This window comes from Acaryochloris marina MBIC11017, assembly GCF_000018105.1.
Classification (GTDB): domain Bacteria; phylum Cyanobacteriota; class Cyanobacteriia; order Thermosynechococcales; family Thermosynechococcaceae; genus Acaryochloris; species Acaryochloris marina.
Window position 1 is genome coordinate 3,194,521 of sequence record NC_009925.1, and the last position, 22,478, is coordinate 3,216,998.

The 22,478-nt window shown below is 47.1% G+C and carries 19 protein-coding genes; 13 read left to right on the forward strand and 6 right to left on the reverse strand.

Annotated features, from left to right (window positions below):
* Window positions 1-15 precede the first annotated feature (15 nt).
* Entirely contained in the window at window positions 16-1,299 is a 1,284-nt protein-coding gene (locus AM1_RS14390; RefSeq protein ID WP_012163584.1) for a glycosyltransferase family protein, read from the forward strand.
* Here AM1_RS14390 and AM1_RS14395 read toward each other — a convergent pair.
* Together AM1_RS14395 and AM1_RS14400 are read right to left on the reverse strand one after the other, a co-directional pair.
* Entirely contained in the window at window positions 1,296-1,688 is a 393-nt protein-coding gene (locus AM1_RS14395; protein ID WP_012163585.1) for a hypothetical protein, read from the reverse strand. The two genes, AM1_RS14390 and AM1_RS14395, sit on opposite strands and share 4 nt — an antisense overlap.
* 181 nt (window positions 1,689-1,869) lie before the next feature.
* Window positions 1,870-2,277, reverse strand: coding sequence for a Fur family transcriptional regulator (locus AM1_RS14400; protein ID WP_012163586.1), 408 nt, complete (start codon window positions 2,275-2,277; stop codon window positions 1,870-1,872).
* Between the two features lie 300 nt (window positions 2,278-2,577).
* Between AM1_RS14400 and AM1_RS14405 the strand changes: the two genes are divergently transcribed.
* Window positions 2,578-3,441 carry a hypothetical protein gene (locus AM1_RS14405; RefSeq protein WP_012163587.1) on the forward strand — a complete coding sequence of 288 codons (864 nt, stop codon included), beginning with the start codon at window positions 2,578-2,580 and terminating at the stop codon, window positions 3,439-3,441.
* Window positions 3,442-3,584: 143 nt separating this feature from the next.
* Entirely contained in the window at window positions 3,585-4,715 is a 1,131-nt protein-coding gene (locus AM1_RS14410) for a sugar phosphate nucleotidyltransferase (protein ID WP_012163588.1), read from the forward strand.
* A 337-nt stretch (window positions 4,716-5,052) separates the two neighbouring features.
* Here AM1_RS14410 and AM1_RS14415 read toward each other — a convergent pair whose 3' ends face one another.
* On the reverse strand, window positions 5,053-6,405 hold the full coding sequence (locus tag AM1_RS14415) for an oligosaccharide flippase family protein (protein ID WP_041660899.1): 1,353 nt from the start codon (window positions 6,403-6,405) through the stop codon (window positions 5,053-5,055).
* A 3-nt stretch (window positions 6,406-6,408) separates the two neighbouring features.
* On the opposite strand from AM1_RS14415, the gene AM1_RS38710 reads away from it, so the two are divergent.
* From AM1_RS38710 to AM1_RS14435, 5 genes are all read left to right on the forward strand, one after another.
* Entirely contained in the window at window positions 6,409-6,615 is a 207-nt protein-coding gene (locus tag AM1_RS38710; RefSeq protein ID WP_012163590.1) for a hypothetical protein, read from the forward strand.
* Window positions 6,594-7,547 (forward strand): stage II sporulation protein M, encoded by a 954-nt coding sequence (locus AM1_RS14420; protein ID WP_012163591.1) that lies wholly within the window; start codon window positions 6,594-6,596, stop codon window positions 7,545-7,547. Before AM1_RS38710 ends, AM1_RS14420 begins: the two co-directional genes overlap by 22 nt.
* An 84-nt stretch (window positions 7,548-7,631) precedes the next feature.
* Complete coding sequence (locus AM1_RS14425; protein WP_010468699.1) at window positions 7,632-7,988, forward strand: HesB/IscA family protein; 357 nt, start codon at window positions 7,632-7,634, stop codon at window positions 7,986-7,988.
* A 12-nt stretch (window positions 7,989-8,000) separates the two neighbouring features.
* Window positions 8,001-8,426 (forward strand): tetratricopeptide repeat protein, encoded by a 426-nt coding sequence (locus AM1_RS14430; RefSeq protein WP_012163592.1) that lies wholly within the window; start codon window positions 8,001-8,003, stop codon window positions 8,424-8,426.
* An 86-nt stretch (window positions 8,427-8,512) separates the two neighbouring features.
* Entirely contained in the window at window positions 8,513-8,764 is a 252-nt protein-coding gene (locus tag AM1_RS14435; RefSeq protein ID WP_010468695.1) for a hypothetical protein, read from the forward strand.
* A gap of 18 nt (window positions 8,765-8,782) precedes the next feature.
* Here the strand turns inward: AM1_RS14435 and AM1_RS14440 are convergent, their stop codons facing one another.
* On the reverse strand, window positions 8,783-9,079 hold the full coding sequence (locus AM1_RS14440) for a hypothetical protein (RefSeq protein ID WP_010468693.1): 297 nt from the start codon (window positions 9,077-9,079) through the stop codon (window positions 8,783-8,785).
* A gap of 374 nt (window positions 9,080-9,453) precedes the next feature.
* On the opposite strand from AM1_RS14440, the gene AM1_RS14445 reads away from it, so the two are divergent.
* Complete coding sequence (locus AM1_RS14445; protein WP_012163593.1) at window positions 9,454-10,341, forward strand: alpha/beta fold hydrolase; 888 nt, start codon at window positions 9,454-9,456, stop codon at window positions 10,339-10,341.
* Between the two features lie 9 nt (window positions 10,342-10,350).
* On the opposite strand, the gene AM1_RS14450 is transcribed toward AM1_RS14445, so the two are convergent.
* The gene (locus AM1_RS14450; protein ID WP_012163594.1) at window positions 10,351-11,214 is read right to left on the reverse strand and encodes a class I SAM-dependent methyltransferase; all 864 of its coding nucleotides are present in this window, start codon (window positions 11,212-11,214) and stop codon (window positions 10,351-10,353) included.
* Window positions 11,215-12,007: 793 nt separating this feature from the next.
* On the opposite strand from AM1_RS14450, the gene AM1_RS14455 reads away from it, so the two are divergent.
* The 4 genes from AM1_RS14455 (at window position 12,008) to AM1_RS14470 (ending at window position 20,971) form a co-directional block, all read left to right on the forward strand.
* On the forward strand, window positions 12,008-14,950 hold the full coding sequence (locus AM1_RS14455) for a beta strand repeat-containing protein (RefSeq protein WP_012163595.1): 2,943 nt from the start codon (window positions 12,008-12,010) through the stop codon (window positions 14,948-14,950).
* A gap of 722 nt (window positions 14,951-15,672) precedes the next feature.
* A complete protein-coding gene (locus AM1_RS14460; protein WP_012163597.1) occupies window positions 15,673-16,425 on the forward strand; it encodes a peptidylprolyl isomerase in 753 nt (250 codons plus the stop codon).
* On the forward strand, window positions 16,422-19,379 hold the full coding sequence (locus AM1_RS14465; RefSeq protein ID WP_012163598.1) for a peptidase domain-containing ABC transporter: 2,958 nt from the start codon (window positions 16,422-16,424) through the stop codon (window positions 19,377-19,379). The genes AM1_RS14460 and AM1_RS14465 overlap by 4 nt, the downstream gene beginning before the upstream one ends.
* On the forward strand, window positions 19,376-20,971 hold the full coding sequence (locus tag AM1_RS14470; protein WP_012163599.1) for an HlyD family efflux transporter periplasmic adaptor subunit: 1,596 nt from the start codon (window positions 19,376-19,378) through the stop codon (window positions 20,969-20,971). The genes AM1_RS14465 and AM1_RS14470 overlap by 4 nt, the downstream gene beginning before the upstream one ends.
* A 525-nt stretch (window positions 20,972-21,496) precedes the next feature.
* On the opposite strand, the gene AM1_RS14480 is transcribed toward AM1_RS14470, so the two are convergent.
* Window positions 21,497-22,370, reverse strand: a protein-coding gene (locus AM1_RS14480; RefSeq protein ID WP_076611737.1) for an IS630-like element ISAcma25 family transposase whose coding sequence is annotated in 2 segments (ribosomal slippage) — window positions 21,497-22,039 and window positions 22,041-22,370 — 873 coding nt in all. Because the reading frame shifts where the segments join, the coding sequence is not laid out codon by codon here.
* Window positions 22,371-22,478 lie beyond the last annotated feature (108 nt).

The window sequence follows — 22,478 nt, forward strand, 5'->3', positions numbered from 1 at the left end:
CCGCAGGTTTATCTGATGGCCGAAGCTTTGGCCGATCTCGTTATTCTCAGCAATGGCCCTGGTGAACTCTCCACTTGGGTCCGCCCTGTACTGCAAGTGTTGAGCAGGCGACCACAGTTTAGTCGAGTCTCCATCCTTCTCTCCCCCTGTCCCCATGCTGGGGGACATGAGCAGGCCGTTGCGGAAACCTTCCCTGGAGTGGATCGCGTGTTAGAACCACAGCAGTTTTTCCAGTTTCTGCTCTGGGGTCAAACCCCTGATGCCTGGCACTGGCATCCCCAAGGCGTGGTGGTTTTCTTGGGCGGCGATCAGTTCTATGCGGTGGCGATTGGTAAGCGGCTAGGCTATCGCATCGTTACCTATGCTGAATGGACGCCCCGTTGGTTACCTTGGATAGACTACTGCGGAGTGGCTCAGCCTCAAACGCTACAAAAAGTCCCACGTCGATATCGCTCCAAGGTAACGGTAGTGGGTAATTTGATGACCGATATTCAATCAAGTGTCGGTTCTGACGCATTGTTAGATCAGTTAGGGTGGGCTCCAGACACTGAAATAATTGGGCTATTGCCAGGATCAAAACCTGCCAAATTAAGGATAGGGGTACCATTTTGCTTAGCTGTTGCAGAGCGACTCCAGCAACATCGACCCCAATCACAATTCATCATTCCCCTAGCCCCAGGGCTGTCCTATACAACCCTATCTCGCTATGCTTGCGCCAGCGATAACCCGCTGATTGCAACCTATTTAGGGAACTCTGCTACTTTAGTGCAATCAAATGAGGAACTTCCTTATCTCTGCACCCCACGGGGCACGAAAGTCTGGCTTTGGCTGCCCAGTCCTGCCTATGATGTGCTGATGCATTGTCAAATTTGCCTAACCACCTTGGGGGCCAATACGGCTGAATTGACAGCTTTAATGGTACCAATGATGGTAATTCTGCCGACCCAACATCTGGCTGGCGCACCCATTGGAGAAGGTTTGTTAGGCGTACTGGCTCGCCTATCTTTTGTCGGCGCAGCCATGAACCGCTTCATTCTGCCCCAAGGCTTTAAAGCTTGGCCGAATATTTGGGCCGACCAAGAAATTGTGCCGGAATGGGTAGGACCTTTATCTTCTGAATTAGTGGCTCACTATTTGCAGGCCCTCTTAGCCTCTCCATCCAGACTGCAAGCTATCAAAGCAGCTCTAAGAGAGGTGCGAGGTGAAGTGGGTGCCGTAGCGCGATTTGCTCAGCTAGTGTCAGAAACGCTAATAAAAGAGAGGGGGGCTGAAGCGCTTGTGATTCGGGATGCCCCTTAAGAATCTTGGGATTGGCCATCGCGACGGCCTAATTCGTAGACGCCACCGATCAGCAAACAAATCATGCCTAGGCTGACCCCCCAGCTACGACCTCCAAAGCTCCAGGTACTGGCGCAATAACAGAGACTGCCCACAATTAGAAATGGCAAAATACTAATTAAGGATGCACAAACTAAATTGCGAGCCTCACGAGCAGGACGAGACTTCTCAAATGCTTCGACCGATAGGTATAAGGAGCGGTCAACATAGTTTAGCCATCGGCAAAGCTGGTTCGTCAGCCACTGGCTTAGGGGATTTAATCCGATGTATAAACCAGTCGCCCATAGACTCCCCCCGGCAATGGGTAGAGCTTCGATCTGAAACTGAAATGGAAGAAAGTCAATGACCATAAGCAATAGAGAGACCAAAGCTGCAGGCCTGAGGTCTGCAAGCTTCGAAGGCAGCAGTAATTGTGAAGGTTTATATCACTATGACACCAAATCCTTAATAAACCCACAAAAATCTTAACTTTTATATTGTCTGATGGGGCAAAAATCCTATTCCATGTCGTGCATGAGTCGCTTCAGAGATCTAAGGCTTTGAATGCGACTGTTCGAGTTGGCATGGCGTGCAAAGGCCGAAAAACTCTAGCGTATGGTAGAAAATTTCGAACTTTGAGGATTGTTTGAGCTGATCTTCCAATTCATGAACGGGACATTCTTCTTCCTGGATGGGAATCGAAACACCGCATTGTAGACAAGTAACATGATGTCTATCTTGTTGAGCAGCGGTATACAGGGTTTCACCATTGCTCAGTAGCCTTGCTTGGACGATACCGCTGAGCTTGAGAGTATCTAATGCTCGATAAACCGTGGCTAGCCCCAAGGTTAGTTGGGCTTTGCGCAACTCAAGATAAAGTTCTTGAGCTGAAATCTCTCGATTCAACTTCTTTAAAAGTTTGAGAACGGTATTTTGACTACGAGTAAGGTGCGATTTCATGAAAAGGGCATCAATAGCTGATGATGCAATGGTCAAGGGGTGAGAATGGGGTGCTTCAAATTCTCGATTGCCTATCGATAGACATGATTGAGAGCGCTCCGATCCTAGAATAGACCAACATATCTAACTTGAGTTTGTTACCTTAGGGACGATGCTGGCAGTCTATACCCATTACATTGGATATCACTCAGATAGAGCATGATCAATGTTCAACCCACAACATACTAGGATATGGGAGAGAAACGCTTCTCCATTATTTCTTCCTCATAGTGTTGATGACCTCGCCCTAGAACCAATTTTATGACGCGTAGCAAGCTCTCAGATTCCGATAAGCAAACGATTACTCAACTCTTCCGAGAGTCTGAAGAGACCATTGCCCAACTGGCAACTCGCTTTGAGGTCAGTAGTTCAACGATTCGGCGCATTATTAAAAATCAACTGCCGGATCAAGAATATGATGCCCTCATTGCCACCAAGCAAGAAAAGCGCGGTCCCAAATCTTCTCGCAAGCAGACTGCCGCCGCTAAGGCGGAGGTCGTGGAAGAGGCGAAGCCCGTGAAAGTTATCGATGCACCCGTACGACCAGCGCCTATCAAAAAGCGTAAACGCATAGAAGAACCAGCTGATGCGGCAGAGGAAGAAACACCGGCGCTGGCGGTTGCCCAACTAGATGACCAGGAAGATTTAGCTGAAATCATCGCTGAAATTAAGCATGATCTGCATGATCTACCGGTAGAGGATGCTGAGGAAGATACCGAAATCGATGATTTTGATTCCGAAGATGCTGAAGAGTCTGATTTAGAAGATGGCGCAGATGCGGATGATGGGTTGGGAATGAACCTAGAAGCCGTTGAATTAATTCAAGTGTTGCCCTTTTCAGAAGCTAAGTTTCCCAAAACCTGTTATTTGGTGGTAGATCGGTCGTCAGAACTGATCACGCGTCCCTTACAAGCGTTTGGAGAATTAGGCACGATTCCAGAACAAGAAGTGGATGCTAAAACCTTACCTATTTTTGATAATCATCGGATTGCTCGCCGTTTTTCCCATCGCACCCAAAGAATTGTGAAAGTTCCCAACAGTAATGTTCTGAAAAAGACTTGTCCTCAACTACTAGCCAAAGGAATCACACGATTGCTGATCAATGGCCATGTTTATTCTCTATGACGCTTTTTTTAAGGCCTAGGGCAATCTAAGTTATGAGCTATGATGCCTAGACAGGTAGAGTGATATACAACTACATGAACTCTGAGAGTCAGAATATAAGTATTACGGTTGGTTGCTAATTCTTTATAAGCAAGAAATTTGATATGAAAGCGATGATTTTGGCGGCGGGTAAAGGTACCCGCGTTCGCCCAATAACATTCACTATCCCTAAGCCCATGATTCCGATCATGCAAAAGCCTGTGATGGAATTCTTAGTGGAGCTACTTCGTCAGCATGGCTTTGATGAAATTATGGTGAATGTCAGTCATTTAGCCGACGAGATCGAGAACTACTTTAGAGATGGGCAGCGGTTTGGCGTTGATATTGCTTATTCTTTTGAAGGTCGAATTGAAGATGGCAATTTAATTGGGGATGCCGTTGGTTCTGCGGGTGGTATGCGTCGCATTCAAGATTTTTCGCCCTTCTTTGACGATACGTTTATTGTTTTGTGTGGAGACGCTCTGATTGACCTCGACCTGACGGCAGCCGTGGAATGGCATCGGCAAAAAGGCTCGATTGCCACTATCGTTATGAAGACTGTGGATCCCAACGATGTCTCTAGCTATGGTGTTGTCGTTACGGATGAGGAAGGGCAAGTCAAGTCTTTTCAGGAAAAACCCAGTGTAGATGAAGCCCTTAGCAACACGATTAATACGGGTATCTATATCTTTGAACCTGAAGTTCTCGACCTGATTCCTTCGGGCCAAGAGTTTGATATTGGGGGTGACCTCTTTCCCAAGCTGGTGTCGATGAATATGCCTTTTTATGGCATTGCGATGGATTTCCAATGGGTAGACATCGGTAAAGTGCCGGATTATTGGCATGCCATTCGCAGTGTGTTGATGGGTGATGTCAAAAATGTGGCGATTCCAGGTCATGAAGTGAAGCCCGGCGTCTATACGGGGCTAAACGTTGATATTGACTGGGATAAGGTTGATATTCAAGGCCCTGTTTATATTGGCGGCATGACGCGCATTGATGAAGGGGTTAAGGTTATCGGCCCCACTATGATTGGTCCCAACTGCCATATTTGTACGGGGGCAACGGTGGATAACAGCGTTATTTTTGAATATTCACGCTTAGGGTCAGAAGTGCGCCTTGTCGATAAGCTGGTGTTTGGACGCTATTGTGTAGATAAAACCGGCGCTTCGTTGGATGTTCGAGCTGCATCTTTGGATTGGCTGATTACCGATGCCCGTCAAGATGCTCAGGTTCCGTCACCGATGGTAGGCTAAATTGGCAGCGACAATGCTGATGGGATTGCCCCTATGCTTGGAACGTAGGTATGAGGGTAGTAGAGTCATTGTCCTCAAAAAATTAATGATGTTGGTTTGACCCAACTCGGCAGTTAGGTCTCAGAACGACTGGGCATTATTGGCTACAGCGGTAGTGAATGAAGCGGAAGATTTTGGGGTATCAATTATGCGATCGCAACAGGCAGATCAGAGCATCCTCCATGCCTGGATCTGAAATCTCTACTCCCACAGTCCTTGCCAAAATCTAGAAGCAGAGCAAAGGGTATTCAAGAAAGCTAATCTCAAGGAATTACTGGGGTGGGATGAATACCTGTGATCAGGCTGGCTGTGAGAACAGTGAATGAATCGGTAAGTCGAGATTAAAGTGAAGACGAACCGCAATAATGAGTGTCAAACATCCTAGCAATAGGAATGTTGCCAGCAAATCCTGCATCATGCCATTTAAGCCTTCTCTTAGCAGACCGTAATTGACGGAAAGGTAGTAGAAAAAATCATTTAGGGCTACTCCCATAATTGCCCCCGCATTGCCAAAATACCGAAAACCAATCCAGATACCCATGACGGTGCAGGAAAGGCGCAAGATGTTGCCGCAGGTGGTGTATTGAAATTTGCCGATGGCGAATAAGTAGGATTCATTGGTTTGGGAGAGCAGACGAGGCCAAATCCCCAAAGCCAAGATAGGAAGCATCCAGGAAGCATCGAGATAGCGAGTGTCATAGAGGGTCGTAATCAGCAGATCCCCAAACCCTGCTAAAACCACCACTAAAAAAATAGAGGCAAATAGAAAAGGACGTCGATTCTTAAGGATCTTGGGAAATAGAATGTCCCGAGGTTGATCAATACTTTTACTGATGGCGGGAAAAATTACCTTATTGCTGATGCTCATCACCACCTTATAGGGCATATCGCTAAGGGTGAATGCAATTCCGTAAATACCTAATAATCGTAGGGAAAATAGATCACCCAGCATCAGTCGGTCAGCTTGCTCAGCTAGAAACGTGAGGGCTGTATTGAGAAATATCCACCGACCCAAGTTGAGCAGATCTTTAAGGGCTGCTTTGTCCCAGGCAAATTGGTTGCTGGAGCCAGGGAAAAGAAAGTGACTCCAAACCATTTTCAGACCTGTAGAGGCCAGTCCCCCCATCACGAGCGCCCAAATACTAGGGGCAATCATTGCCCACACAATCATGATGATGATGCCGACTGCTTGGGTTGTCAGTTCAAACACCACTTGTTTCTGGACGTCCAGATTCCGTTCGAGCTGAGCAACCGCAGTTGATTCAAAGCCTGAGAAAATGGTGGTGATGCCGACAATGGGAATCAGCCATAGCAATTCTGGATGCTTGTATAGGGTGGCAATGGGCCAGGCAATCACTAAGCAGCCGAACCAGAGAATGAACCCACGAATGACATCAACGGTCCAGGCTGTATTGAGAAAGACCGGATCGTCGCCCCGCTTATTTTGGACCACACTCCAGCCGGTTCCCAGATCTGAAAAGAGTTGGAGGCCAATAATAAAAATATTGGTGAGGGCCATTAACCCGAAGAGGTCTGGGTATAGAAGTCGAGTCAGAATAAGATTGCCACCGAATCGCAGACCTTGACTGCCGCCATACCCGATCAAAGTCCACAGGGTGCCACGAATAACCAACTTTTTGAGGGATGCCATAGATTGGGGTTGAATGGGGGCAATGCATGGGTCGCCCTTTTTCATGTCCATGATGCTGGCTATAGAGAAGGCGATGGTTTTGTGAGTAAAACAACACCCACAGCATCATGGATGGAGAGAGAAGAGACCTATGTCAAGATGACGGGTAAAGCTGGAAAACTAAAAGTTGTAGAAAGTTTAAACCAATTATGGATGGACAGCGGTGGCTAGCACGTCAGGAACCCCAGTGGCGGCGGTATGAAAGCTTGCTACAAAAGGCTGAAAAAAGAGGCCTGAAGAAATTGACCGGCCGAGAAGTGCAAGAGCTCAGTGGTCTCTATCGGATGGTGGCTGCAGATTTAGCACGAGCACGGGCTCGACAATTAGGAACAGGGGTAACAGATCAGCTAAAGCAACTGACCTTGCGGGGGTATTCCCAAATTTATCAGGGGGGACGTCGACCGGCTTGGCGTTCCGTTTGGGAGTTCGTGTGCTGGGGCTTTCCCGCCGTGGTGCAAGAGACCTGGGTGTTTACGGTGCTGGCTACGGCCGTGTTTCTTGTCGGAAGCTTGATTGGCTGGTGGTTTACCTGGCATGATCCAGTGTTTATGCATTTGATCATTCCTCCACGAATTATCGATATTGTCCAAGAGGATGGGCAACTCTGGATGGGTTCCATTGTGGGGAGTGAACCCTTGGCGTCGAGCGATATTATGCAAAACAATATCAGCGTCACCTTCTCGACCTTTGCCGGAGGGTTGCTGGCGGGGGTGGGCACCCTCTATATTCTGTGGATTAATGGACTCAGCATTGCTGCGATCGCAACCCTAGTCGGCCAAAATAAATTAGCTTATCCCTTTTGGGCCTTTGTTTTTCCCCATGGTGCTTTGGAACTACCCGCGATTTTTCTGGCTGGGGGAGCTGGATTGTTACTCGCTAGGGCAGTGGTTTTTCCAGGACGATACAAAAGGCTAGCAGCCTTAAAGCTGTATGGTGCGCAAGCGATACAGCTCATGTTTGGCGTCGTGCCGATGCTGATTATTGCCGGGGGGATTGAAGGATTTTTCTCACCTTCACCAGGGATTCCTGAACCTGTTAAGTATGTTGCAGGTCTGGGCTTGTTGTGGGGGTTACTGCTGTATTTACGTCGTCGGCCAGTGTGAAGGCGGCTGATGTCAAGGCCCTGAGATAGAATAAACGGTAGAAGCAGTTGTTCATATTGATTTGCAGAAGGAATAGGTGAACCCATGGCAGAAGCAACTCAGTCTCAACAACGCGGCATTATGATGACTGACAACGCCCTGAAGCATGTTCTGGAATTGCGAGAGAAGCAAGGAACCGATCTGTGTTTACGCGTCGGTGTTCGGGGAGGTGGCTGTTCTGGTATGTCCTACACCATGGACTTTGAAGATCCGAAAAATATTCAGGAATCGGATGAAGTATTTGATTATGACAGCTTTAAAGTCGTATCCGATCCCAAGAGTATGCTGTATATTTATGGTTTGGTTCTCGACTACAGTGATGCCTTGATTGGCGGTGGGTTTCAATTCACTAACCCCAATGCGACGCAGACCTGCGGTTGTGGAACGTCTTTCTCTGCCTAGGATTATTTGGGAATGACTGACACCACCCTTGACGATGTCTTTAAGGAAGCGTTAGATCGCTATCAAGCAGGAGAACCTGCTGAAGATTTAATTCCTGTATTTAAAGACATTTGTGATCGCGCCCGTAAGAGTAGTCCTGCATGGACCTGTCTAGCCTGGCTCTATCTGCTAGCGGGAAAGCATAATTCAGCCTATAAAGCAGCCCAAAAAGCTGTGAAGCTGAATCCGCAAGACCCGCAAGCGCGGGTTAACCTCGTGGTTGCCATGCTGGAAACGGGGCAAAAAGGGGTTCGCAAGCATATTGAAATTGTTCAGCAAATTGCGATGGCTGTGCCTGAATTACGAGATGAGCTGAAAGAGAGTTTTGATGATGGCTTGAAGCGAAAGCCGGATTGGGCGAGTTTAGAGCGCGTCCAGGCTTGGGTCTTTGAAGGTTAGTTGCTCTTGGTATGAAAAAATGAAAAAGACATCAGTGGTTAAACTGGTGTCTTTTGTAGTTGAAGCCAGACAAGTAAGAGAGAGTTATGTTTGAAAAACTCATCAATGGCATTAATACTGTCCTGATGATCGACGTATTTTTCGTGATCTTCTGTTTTATCTGGTTTTTAGTGGGACTTTTAGGCCGACAGCTCGGGATTCCTCTAGGGTTTGACGTGTGGTATTCCCTATGGCCCAACGTGATCCAACCTGCAATTGGTTTGGTGATGGCAGGTTCTATCTTGACCGGCGTCGTTGGCCAGATTCGCAAACGGATGCCGTCTTCTCAAGAGTGGTGATGGGTTGTTATCAGCTGGCTAGAGACGCTCGAACTGGTCTGGTGACAGTTCGTCTAGATCGTCTTCATCATCCCAGTCATCGTATTCGATCACAGGATCTGTAAGAACAGCTTGTTGGGCTTCATATAGGGTTAACCATTTTCCCGGCTCACGGATCCGTTGGGGAGGATCTTGGTAGCGGGCAAAGAACCAAGGAGGTGACGTGGGTTGAGTAAGTTCAGCTTGAACACGATAGGGATCAAGATCAGGATAATCGGGATCCCGCTCAACCTTCACCCATACTTTTTGGCCAATTAATTCATCTGGAGACAGCATGATGACGGTTTGAACTTGAGCGCTAACATTCTCTTAAACACTTTTATTGTACAAAAATGAGGTATCTCAACGTTGTACTTAAATGGATTCTCAAGGATTGGTTTTTAATAATCTAATCATTCCCAGCTGAAATGACAACTTGACGTTCAGTATGGGATCAGTTCGGGGATCAAAGATGCAGTCTCTGATACTAAGCATGAGCGTCTTTCTTTTGTAAGTCTATAAAACCACAAGACTTGAAATTTAGTGTATTCATAAAAAAGAGGGACTCATCTCAATATTGCTACGAACATGGGCCGCTACGTCCACAATGTTCGGCCTACTTGGGCAATAGTGAAGACCCTATTCACTCAATACTTTTCAAGGACCTAATCGTGACAGCTGCATTAGAACAGACTCCAACTTCCCAGTATTGGCAGTGGCAGGGATGGCGGATTCATTACGTACAACAAGGAGAGCAAGGACCCTGTGTAGTTCTGCTCCACGGCTTTGGTGCCTCTACAGACCACTGGCGCAAAAATATTGAAGTGCTCTCCCGCTACTACCGAGTGTGGGCCGTTGACATGTTGGGATTTGGCCGCTCTGAAAAGCCGGATATGGATTACACCGGGGATTTATGGCGGACTCAGATGCAGGCCTTTTGTGAAGAGGTGATTCAAGAGCCGGTGTTTATTGCTGGAAATTCCCTAGGGGGCTATGCCAGTCTCTGTTTTGCGGTCGATTGCCCAAAATGGACCCGAGGGGTGGTGTTACTCAACTGTGCCGGATCGTTTACAGAAGTAGAGCCTAAACCTGAATTGCCAGCTTGGCGACAACAGCTGCAGGATCGACGCAAAACCGTGATGCGATCGCGTCCGGTAATCAACGTCATGAGCTATTTCTTGTTTAATCGGATGCGTAAGCCAGACAATATCCGCAAAGCCTTGTCCCAAGTGTATAAGGATCAATCGGCAGTCACGGATCGCCTGGTCGAAGAAATCTATCAACCCTCCCTAGACAAAGGGGCCCGGGGCGTTTTTGCCGGTGTATTTAAATCACCACCCGGCCGCAAGCTTGATGAATTGCTACAAAGCTTGGACCGCCCCCTGTTTCTATTGTGGGGAGCAGCCGATCCATGGATGACGCCGCAAAAAGCAGAAAAATTCCAGCAGTTTTACCCTGCAGCTGACTTAGTTTTAGTCGATGCAGGGCATTGCCCCCATGATGAGCGTCCCGAAGTCATCAATGCTGAACTGCATCAGTGGATTCAGAAACAGCTATAAGTGGCCCGATTATTTGACCCCAGCAATGGTGATTGTCCTGAAAATCAGAGACTTTTCAGCGCAGGTGCGTCTTAGAGGAAAGGGGAGGAGTCCTACTCCCTTTTCGAGGGCCAAGATGACTAAAGAGATCGGAAACATCACCGGTAGAGACAGCACCCGATTTTTAAAAACCTTATAAATCCGAATTTTGGAGAACCCGGCTCGTTTAAAAAGCTGGGCGAGCTCAACAATCGAATATTCCTTGAGATGAAACCCTGTGGCCACTTCATCAAAATACTTAGAGATGTCGTGGGGACCCGATAGGCGATGAGGGGTCACGCAGACATAGGTGCCGCCTGTTTTTAGGGCAGTGCAAATATTCTTGAGTTGGTCATAGGCATCCTCGGGATGCAAGTGCTCCATGAGCTGGTGGCTATAGGCTAAATCAATACTACTAGGTTCGGTAGGAATGCTACAGCCGTCAGAAATAATTAAGTCAACGTTTTTAGGTAGGGCTAAGTCTTTGGTTATTTCTGTGGCGACGTCAACGGCATAGACTTGCTGAACATGGGGGGCAATTTCGCGGCAGAGATGACAGTTGCCTGGCCCGATTTCCAGAAAGATGGCGTCGTTGGCCATAAAGTGCTGCAAAAAGTCGATGCGTTGCTGAATGAGTGTGTTGGCGCTGGCATCGGTGGGACGAGAGTGATGAGAATGATGGTTAACTTTCGAGAATAGAGCATCGTAGAGTTTGGTGTAGAGGGACCCCTCTAGGCGCTCAGATTTATTGGAGTGCCGAAGCTGATCAGCGAGCTGTTTTTCGATGTGATAATGCTCGGTAATTTGCTCAACGGTTCTATCATCTGAAGCTTTTATTTTTAGCTGTGTGCTCATAATTTTATTTATAGGTGTAGAACATTAGCTTGGAACAGCGCAGGCCGGTCTCGACGACTATGATGAAGCGCGTTGTTCAGGACAGAGAACACATGCCTACTACTATAGCCTTGCCTTTAGTGACTGACGAATAAAGGTAGACTTGGCAAGGGTAAAGATGATTGAAAAGTCTGTAAACCTTTCAGAGTAAGAATTTTGGGCGAATGTGTTGCTGATATACAATAGGTGACTTCAATTTCTGGAACAACTGGAGCAAAAAGTGAGGCATTTTTTCTGGGAGTCTGGAGTACAACCATCAGCTAAGCTTCATCTGAAAATTTAATTTATAAAAATAAAATTCTAGCTGATCCATTTCTGAATCGATCTGAGTCGAACTTAAGGATGGTATGAAAGAAATCTGAGAAAGCTGAAAGCTATATGAGAAGAATTTTTTAGGTTATTGACGCTTGAATAGTCTGAAAAAAAGTGAGGCAAAAAGTGAGGTTTTTTTGCTGTCCAGATCTTTTATTGTCAAAACAGTAAGGTCATTGAAATCAATTGGATTTGAGTAACGCTCCAAGTCTGCCTGAGTAACTTGTGAGCTGCCATTTCCTCAAATCTAGGGAGTGCGCCTCAGATGTGATAAGCGCTCCTCAATCATTTTGATACGTACCACAGACATCCCTTGCATTGCGGCTGGTGGATCGTGCTGCCAGCGCGTCTGTTGATCTTGCTTCCCCTATTGATGATGGGCGATAGCCCGAGTTCTGACCACAAGCACACTATCTGTCTAAAAAATTTTGGAGATGCAACCATGCCTAATTTCAACTCAATCAATGATGGTGATCTAGAAAATGGTAACGGTCCCATTGTGCTGGATGAATTTCGTGAATCTCTGCGTGTCCGCTCGGGTCAAAATCTACAAACAGGCGATCAAAATAGCGTTGTAACAGAAGGTGTTCTCAACACAGTTGTTGTTGAAGAAAATGCTTCGATTGAAAGTAATAACACGGCTGTGGAAGCCAACGGTTTAGCCAGCATCGTCTTGAATCAGGGCACGATTGCGGGTGGGGTGAATGGTGTCAGTGCGACGGGCAATCGATTCCGATTGTTCAACCGTGGCACCATTGCTTCTGATAGTCGAGCGGTGGATATTAGTGATGGAGATGGCAGCATTGTTGTCAATTCTGGCTCGATTCTGGGCACAGACGATCAGCGAAACGGCACCCTATATGTCGATGGCACTGTTGATAACTTCCGGCTTCTGAACCAGCGCTCGGGTGTGATTGATGCGGGAGAAGGCAATCTTGGCGATGCTGTGTCGGTGCAGGTGGGTGCTGCTAATGATCCTACCAGTGAGCGCATCAATATTGTCAACAATGGTTTATTCCAAGGCCGGGGCGATGGCCCAGAGGTCTTTGCCAATGGCACCCGAGTAGGAGCGAATGGATCCAGTGGTCTGCGATTCTTTAATGGTTCAGGACAGCCCGAAACAGCCGTGAGTGGGTCTGTTATCAATAACGGCACGATTACCGCTGAAGTCAATGTGGGTTTCTTAGGAGGCTTGGTTGTCGAAGATGGTGTGGGCTTTAACGGGCAGATTATCAATGGCCGTAATGGTCTGATTAATGGTCCTCGAAATGGTCTGTACATTGGTAACGCGGACCATGATCTAACGATTCGCAATTTTGGAACGATTCAAAGTGGAAGTCGGGCTGTCAATATCGATGGCACAGGTGTAGATCTGCTGAATAATGGCACCATTATTGGAACCGGCAATCAGCGGAATGGCACCGTTTACTCAGATGCCACTGCAGAAAACTACCGGATTTTTAATGGTCCGAACGGCCTTATTGATTCAGGGGTCGGAAATCAAGGTGCAGGAATTGCCTTGCAGACCGGTGAGGTTGCTGGTGATGTGGTTCATTCCACATTAACGAACCTTGGTACGATTCAAGGCCGGGGTCAGGCTGCCGCTAACCTAGGTTTAGCAGGTGATGGTCTCAGAATTTTCTCGGGTGTTGATGGCGGCGGTACGGTCTATCGAGGCAGCATTTTTAACCGAGGCGATATTTTATCCGAGAGTACTCAAGGGGCCACTGCTGCTGTTCGCTTTTCAAATGGTCTGGCCTATCAAGGGACCTTAACTAACGCCAGAGGCGGTCTCATTGATGGTGCTCAGAATGGCTTGTATTTTGGCGATGCTGAGCATGATGCCACGGTGGTCAATCAGGGGACCATTCAAAGCGGGAGCCGGGCGGTCAATATCGATGGTTCTGGAGTCGATCTACGTAACTTTGGCCAAATCCTCGGTACGGGTGATCAGCGGAATGGCACCGTCTACTCTGATGCCACAGCCGAAGACTACTCTATTTTCAATGGACGGTCTGGTTTGATTGATGCTGGTGAAGGCAACCAGGGTGCAGGAATTGCCTTGCAGACAGGTGAGGTTGCTGGCGATGTAGTGCATGCGACGCTGGTTAACCAAGGCACGATTCAAGGCCGGGGTCAGGCTGCCGCTAACGTAGGTTTGGCGGGTGATGGTCTGCGCATTTTTTCGGGTGTTGATGGTGGCGGCACGGTTTATCGAGGCAACATCTTTAATCAGGGCGATATTTTGTCTGAAAGTACCCAAGGTGCAACGGCTGCTGTGCGCTTTGCTAATGGTCTGGCCTATGAAGGGACCTTAACTAACGCCAGAGGTGGCCTCATTGATGGTGCTCAAAATGGTCTGTATTTTGGGGATGCAGAGCATGATGCCACGGTCATCAATCGCGGCACCATACAAAGTGGAAGTCGAGCCGTTAATATCGATGGTTCGGGCGTTGATCTACGTAATTTTGGTCAAATCTTGGGAACGGGTGATCAGCGTAACGGTACTGTTTATGCCGACTCTACCGCCGAAGAGTATTCCATCTTTAATGGACGTTCAGGTTTGATTGATGCGGGTGAAGGCAATAACGGTGCAGGGGTGTCCTTGCAGACCGGAGATGAAGATGGCGATATTGTTGAAGCCTCTCTCGGCAATGACGGTATCATTCGAGGTCGTGGTGATAGCACAGGTAATCAGGCTGGTGATGGTGTACGTCTATTTACAAGTGTGACGGGATCCACAACCTTCGCCGGTGACTTGGATAATCGAGGTCAAATCTTAGGAACCGATGATGGCATCGACATTCAAACTGGGGTGACGCTAGATGGCGATATCAACAACACAGGTTTAATTAGGGCAGATCAGATTGGCGTCAATATTAGTGGAGCGCTGAATGGTGACTTGAATAACCAAGGCACCATTACTGGGGGAGCTGCTGCCATTGATGCGAGTGCGGCTACTGCTGGCGTTACCGTCAATAACCAAGGAGCGATCAATGGTGATGTGATTCTGAGTAACTTTGACGATATCTTTAACGGTGCTGAAGGAACCGTTAATGGCGTCATTGATGGGGGTGGGGGCAACGACCGTTTGATTGGGAGTCGTCAGAACGAGAATTTCGTGGGTGGCGATGGCCAAGATACGTTTGTGTTTGGAGCGAATTCAGGAACTGATTTTGTCTTAGACTTTTCAACATCAACCGTTAACGGGAGTGATGTTCTTGATTTCAGTGCTGTTTTTAGTGATATCAACGAAATTTTGGGGGTTGGCGGTGCTGCTACTCAGGTCGGCACTAGCACCTTGATTGATCTGGGCAATAACGATTCGGTCTTCCTGGTCAATGTCTCTGTGAATGACCTAACAGCGGATAACTTTATCCTCTAAGTAAGTTAGCGGCAGGCTCTGAGCCTGCCGCATATTCCATCTGTTGGCAGTGCTGATGTGTGGTTTTCATGCCATAGACCGGCAGAATTCTGATTCCAACTCGGTCCTTCAAGAGGCTAACCAATCCATCTATTTCTCTTCTCAATGTATGGGGGTAATAGCGCATAAATTTTCTCCAACTGACCGATAAGTAGTTGATGCCCCTAACCCTTCATCTCTAGCGCAATTGGTTCTGATCAAACCATAGGGTTTATGACCAGCCCTAAACTTGTGAAAGCCAATATTAACAAAATTATTTATTCAAGATAGGAATAAATCTAGAAATGATAGTCCTAAGACTGTAGTTTTTATCAGTTGTTAAACAGGAGGATTAGGAATATCCCAATATAGGTCGAAAACTGATTGTTATTGGCAATATAATTCTCTGTAGTTTGTAAAACATAAAAGAATTATTTGCCTTAAAAAAATAATTTTACTAGATGTTAATGTCCTGGCTAAGACCTAATTCTAAATTTCTAAATAGATTAATGAATAGGGTTAGCAGTGTCGAAATGAATATCTTGGTAATGCTTGGAACTGCCTTGTGAAAGTTACATCTTCTCAGAAAGAAGGGTATGGTAACTATACTCTTCCTTCGTTTATCCTTTCATCTGTTTTATTCCTATAGTCTCTAGATTGATCTTTAGACTTGAATAACTCTCTCTATTAAGAGTATTTTTGATATGATCTCTGCTCTACCGATTGTGGATAAAACTGTTCAACCCTCTGATTTAATTCCTTTACTTGGACAGTATCAGCTTCTGCCTCAGTTGCTGAAAGAACTGATTATTGACCAAGTGATTCAGGATGTGCAATTAAGCTCAGAAGAAGTTGTTCAGGCTGTAGAGCAGTTCTATCGCCAGTATCAAATTGGTGAGGAAGCTAGGCGTGAGGCCTGGCTAACGCATTACCGGATGACGCCTCAGCAACTGGCGGCCCAAGCTCAACGGCAGATGAAGTTGTATAAATTCAAACTCCAGACTTGGAATAACCAGGTAGAGTCTGATTTTCTGCAGCAGAAAGGGCAGTTCGATCAATACGTTTATTCCTTGATCCGAGTCGCAAGTGCTGAAGTGGCTCAAGAGTTGTACTTTCGGCTACAAGCGGGTGAACAAGCATTTGCAGATTTGGCAACCAAATATTCTCAAGGGCCTGAAGCACAAACAGGTGGTTTGATTGGTCCTGTCACGGCTGCTAATCTGCACCCCACATTAGTGCAAATTCTGACCAGCGCTCAACCGGGGCAAGTACGCCCACCCATTCGTTTAGGTGAATGGTTTGTGATTGTCAGCTTGCAAAAATTGATCTCGGCTCAACTAGATGCCCCACTTCGACAACAATTGCTAGAGCAGCGCTTTAATGAGTGGCTGCAATTGCAACTGCAATCTGTTGTTGTATCTGATGATTCTATTGCTGTTTCTGCGCAAACACCATGACTTCAGCTATCCTTGCCCTAGAATCTTTTCTCAAAGATCTGCCCGGTTTTGACCAGCTGTCAGAAGCGGTTTTATCTTCGGTGGCGAAAGAGTTTCAACCGTTGCGCTATCCCATGGGCCGTCCGCTGGTCTCTAACCGGGCTATGCCCCAAGACTTTACCCTCATCTATCAAGGGCAGGTGCGGCTATTAGGCTATGATCCCCGAACCGATGCTCCAGTGACCCTCAGTCTATTGGGACCAGGTGCTGCAGTGGGATGGATTAGTCTCGTGCGCCAAATTCCTTGTGAGACAGCCATTGCTTCGGTAGAAACAGTGGGCTTGAAGTTGCCCGCTGCGACCTTTTTAGAGCTGCTAGACCATGAACCGAGCATTGCCCAAGTCTATGAGCAGCAGCCCAGTGTCTTAGAAGCGTTTGAGGTCCTTGGTCAACAGTTATTGATACGGGCGGATGGTTCGACGGACCTCAAACGATTGGCAGAACGAGCGTTACCCGACAGTTTGATTCAAAACCGCCCCATACGAGATATCTCCATTGCCCAATTACAACCGAATTTGGAATGGTTTGTGAGTGGCGGGTCTATTCCTGACTTAGAAGTTGGGCAACCCTTGGAAACTTGTCTAGAGCAGCTCAATGGCACGGTCTCACGTTCAGAAACGCTCCGGTTGATTGGCTTATCGCCCATCAAGGCCCAGCAGCCAAAGATTGAGCCAGTGGCATCTGCTCCGCAAACCGATGCGTGGGAGGAGATTCCAGAAGCACCGACGTTGCTGCCTACGGTGGATGAAGCCCCGGTCAAGCATGGCAAATATCCCTTTAAATCAGGTCGGGGTCCTGTTGATGCTCCGCTGGCCTGTTTTCAAATGCTGGCGCTGCATCTCAACTTGCCATTTCGCAAAGATGTGATTCGACGGATTCTCAAAAACCAAACGGAGCGGAATGGTCCGGGAATTTCCCTACCGGTCTATGGTGCGATCGCAGAATCGATGGGCTTGCGTGCTCAACTCGTGGAAACTCCTGCCTCAGCTTTTCCTCGCCTTCCCGTTCCTGCTTTGATCAACTGGCAGGATCGCATTGCGCTGGTGTATGAAACTGGCTCAAAAGAAATTGTGTTTGCGGTGCCAGAGCAAACCATGCTCCGCAAGCATCCAGATGATTTTCTAGAAGCTTTTGATGACAAGGTGCAGGTGCTGCTGTTAGAGCGCACCCATGATACGCCTCAAAGTCGTTTTAATCTGAGTTGGTTTTGGCCGTCGATTAAGAAGCACCGTAAGGTTTTGATTGAGGTGTTGATTGCCTCGTTCTTTGTGCAATTGTTTGGCTTAGCGAATCCGCTGATTACGCAAGTCATTATCGATAAAGTCCTATCCCAAGGGGCTCTTGGAACCCTGAACGTGCTGGGTTTGTTACTGGTTGGTGTGGCTATTTTTGAAGCCTTGCTGACGAGTTTTCGAACCTATCTGTTTGTGGATACCACCAATCGGATTGATATGTCTTTGGGGGCAGAGGTCATCGATCACTTGGTGCGTTTACCCCTACGCTATTTTGATAAGCGGCCTGTGGGAGAGCTAGCCACCCGAGTCAATGAATTGGAGAATATCCGTAAATTCTTGACGGGGACTGCCTTGACGGTGGTATTGGATGCGGTGTTCTCTGTGGTGTACATCGTTGTCATGGTGTTTTACAGCTGGCTGCTGACGATTATTGCCCTAGGCACAGTGCCGCTGTTTGCCTTGCTAACGTTTATCTTTGCACCGATTATTCGCCGCTTGGCTCGGACCAAGGCTGAAGAAAATGCCAAAACCCAGTCTTACCTGGTGGAAGTTGTTTCGGGTATTCAAACGGTTAAGGCCCAGAATATTGAGCTGAAATCTCGCTGGCAGTGGCAAGATCGCTATGCTCGCTATGTCAGCTCCGGATTTAAGGCGGTGGTGGCGTCTACCACGGCGGGTTCCATGAGCGGCTTTTTGAATAAATTATCCAGCTTGCTCCTGCTGTGGGTTGGAGCCTATCTATTTATTCAAGGGCAACTGACCGTGGGCGAATTGATTGCTTTTCGTATCATTGCGGGTTATACCACTGGTCCTTTGCTCCGCTTAGTGCAGCTATGGCAGAACTTCCAAGAAACGGCGCTTTCTCTAGAGCGCTTGAGTGACATTCTCGATTACCCCCAAGAGGTGACTGAAGCGGACCGAGATTTAATTCCCATGCCGCTGATGGAGGGGGCGGTTAAATTTGATGAGTTATCTTTCCGATTTAAGGACCATGGACCGATGCAGTTGCAGCAGGTGTCTTTGGAAGTCCCTGCTAAGACCTTTGTGGGTATTGTCGGTCAGAGTGGTTCAGGTAAGAGTACCTTAATGAAGCTCTTGATGCGGCTTTATAACGCGAATGGAGGACGGATTTTAGTCGACCAGTATGACATTAGTAAGGTCGAGTTATATTCTCTCCGGCGTCAAATTGGCATGGTGCTACAAGACAGTTTGCTGTTTGATGGCACGGTCCAAGAGAATATTGCTTTATCCTCTCCCGATGCAACGGCGGAAGAAATTGTGGAAGCCGCCAAAGTGGCCTATGCCCATGATTTCATTATGGAGCTGCCCCAAGGCTATAACTCCCGAGTCGGTGAGCGGGGGTCATCTTTGTCTGGTGGCCAACGGCAACGGATTGCGATCGCACGTATGGTATTGCAAAATCCCCAGCTCATTATTCTGGATGAAGCCACGAGTGCACTAGATTACAACGCTGAGCGCCAAGTTTGCCTTAACTTAGCAGAAGCCTTTGGCGATCGCACCGTCTTTTTCGTCACTCACCGTCTCAAAACGTTGGAATCTGCGGATATGATTCTGATGATGGATCAGGGCAATCTAGTAGAACAAGGTACCCATGCTGAATTGATGCAGCAAAAAGGTCGATATTACTGGCTATACCAGCAACAGGAGATTCAATCATGACCAGTACTCAAGATTTCGCTGGCGACCCCACCAAACTGAATGGGACGAATGGAAATAACGGCAATGGATCTGAGCCAACGGTCCTGTCCCTGACTAAATCAGAGCCCAAAAAAGAAAAACCCTTTGATCGGCCAGTTATTCTGCAGCAATCTCCGTTTTGGTCTAGAGCCATCATTTATGGAATTGTAGGGGCGGCTGCAGCAGCATTGGCATGGGCCTGCTTGTTTGAAATTGAAGAAGCTATTCCTGCCACGGGACAGCTCGAACCCAAGGGGGCCGTTAAGGCTGTACAATCCCCTGTGACTGGTGTGGTTAAAGAGATTAAGGTCGAAGAAGGAGACCTGGTGAAGAAAGGGGACGTTTTAATTGTTCTCAATCGTAAAGCAACGCGATCAGAGATCAATTCCCTAAAACGCCAGCGTCGTAACCTAGTGCAAGTCAACGAGTATTATCGCCAACAGCTGAAAGGACAAACCGATACCCCCTTGCCGGATTTAATTGATCCCGAGTTGATTAATTCCACCCGCGATCGCCAATCTTTAGTGGCGGAAAATAAATTATTTAGAGCCCAGCTGAATGGTGCTAATAATGCTCAAGCCTTTTCCGCAGAAGAGCGGCAGCGTTTAAATTCAGGTCTGCTGCAAGGAAAAACAAGCGTGGCGGCTGCCCAAGCCCGAGTCATGCAAGGGGATAAACAGCTTCGCCAAATTGAGGTCCAGCTAGAACAGACCAAAATTCAGCTGGCGAGTGCCCAACAGACTTTAGCCCTCAACAAAGAAATTGTCGCAGATATTGAAGATGCCCATAAGAAAGGGGCTATTGCTCGGGTTCAATTCAAGCGCCAAGAAGATGAAGTGCAGTCTGGTGAAGCCGAGGTCTCTCGCTTACAACAGGAACAGATTCGCCTCTTGCGGCAAATGGAGCAGATTGGACAAGAAAAACTACAGTCTCAAGCCCAAGCGCTTAATACGGTAGCGACGAATCAGCGAGATTTACTAGACCGAATCGCCGCTAATCAACAGCGTATTACTGAAATTGACAGTCAGCTGACCAAGGCCATTGTCGATAATCAGAGAACCATCGCTGATCTTGAAAATCGGCTACAGCAAGCAGAATTAACCCTGGATTACCAAGAGCTGAAAGCACCAGTCGCTGGGGTTGTGTTTGATTTGCAGCCCAGTTCACCGGGCTTTGTGGCAAATGCGAGTGAACCCATTTTAAAAATTGTCCCTGAGGATAATTTGAAAGCCAAAGTTTACATTACCAATAAAGATATTGGCTTTATCCAGACTGGTATGCCTGTAGATGTCAGAGTAGATTCCTATAACTTTAGTGAATTTGGTGACATTAAAGGCACCATTGAATCCATTGGCTCAGATGCCTTGCCTCCTACAGAAGTGCGACAGTTTTATAGTTTTCCCGCCGTTGTTAAATTAGATACTCAAACTTTGAAGACCAGGGGCCGCCGTGAATTAGACTTGCAATCTGGAATGTCGGTCAGTGTCAATATCAAAGTCCGCGATCGACCGATTATTAGCTTGATTACTGATCGCTTTTCCAGAGAAGAGGATGGCATTAAGCATTTGCGCTAAGTCATAAAAGTCTCGGCTGAGTAGCCCCTGGTGACGAGATCAGTGAGTCAAATAAAAACCCTAACGAAATACCGTTAGGGCCAAGAGATCGATATTGGATTCAGAATAGTTCAAGCGTTATGGCGGAGCTTAAGCTGCTATCCTCGCCAATTTATTGCTGGATAACTCTTCTAGGGTTTCGAGCTCTAGAGACTCGTTCATGCTATCTACATCTAGATCGAGCAGTATAAAACTGTTGATTTCTGCGTCAGATAAAAAGAGAGACTGTTCAGAATGGAAAACAGTGGTGTTTAACGTGTTAAGAAGAGTCATAGTCTGAATATTTTGGAGAAGTGCCATCTGAGAGGTCATGGTCATTGGGGGAGTGTGGGTTGGTTGCTTATAGATATAGACTAGCCATTACAGTAAGCTTGAGAGTCAAGCTAAATTGGTATAAGAATAAGTTATACTTTGAAACTCAATCCTATACTGATCGTTAAAACTATTGATCTACAAAGCTTTTATGTATAGCAGTCGCCATTCTATTCAGGACACTAGATGTAGAACATGTTCCATTGCTTCTCTGAGAGATCCAAAATGTTCTAATTGGTGACGGATGCGACTTTTAATCCAAGACCAAGACCGCTCAATCTTGTTCAAGTCAGGGGAATAAGGCGGTAAATACCAAACCTCACATCCTGCTTTTTCCACTAATTCCTGTATTTGTCCTCCCTTGTGAAAAGTGGCATTATCTATCACCAGCTTCTGCCCAGGCTTGAGCACGGGTATCAAGCAACGCTCTAGCCAAAGTTCAAACACAGTCCGATTGCAAGCTCCTTCGATCGTGAACGGTGCCATCAACTGCTTTGCTCTCAACGCCGCAATCATATTGACTCGGCCGCTTCTACGCCCAGTCTTCAAAGCATAAACCCGCTCACCTTTGGGGCCATAAGCATAGTCATACTCGTCTCGATGATCCATGCCCGACTCATCCGCATAGACGATATCGTCTGGGTCCACGGTACTCAGACGTTTGATGAACGCTGCCCGTTTGTGCTTATCTCGTTCTCGGTACCCATATGTTTTTTTTTCGAGTAAATCCGATTTTCTGGAGGGCTCTTGAGATGGTTCGATCACTAATCTCTCCATCCCATAGTTGAGCCATCTGAGCTTGGGTTTTATGACGATGCTTGTGGGCAAACGCTCGAAACTTGTCCCAGTCAGTGATTTTATGGCTATGGCCAGGATGATGGACTGGCTTGGGATGCAAATCACCCGTTTCCGCCTTGAGGTGTTGCCATTGGTTAATGGTGTTACGACTGATATCGAACAGCTCACTAGCCTCAGAAGGGCGCATCCCATCTAGCTCAATCGCATCTATCACTTTGCAACGTAGGTCGTAACTATAAATTTTGGGCATCACACAGGAGAAGGAATAAAATACTTCTCTAGTTTAAGTCCTTCTCAATATGGCGACTGCTATATGTGTAATGTCTATTTTGACGATATACATCGTATAAATAAAAAA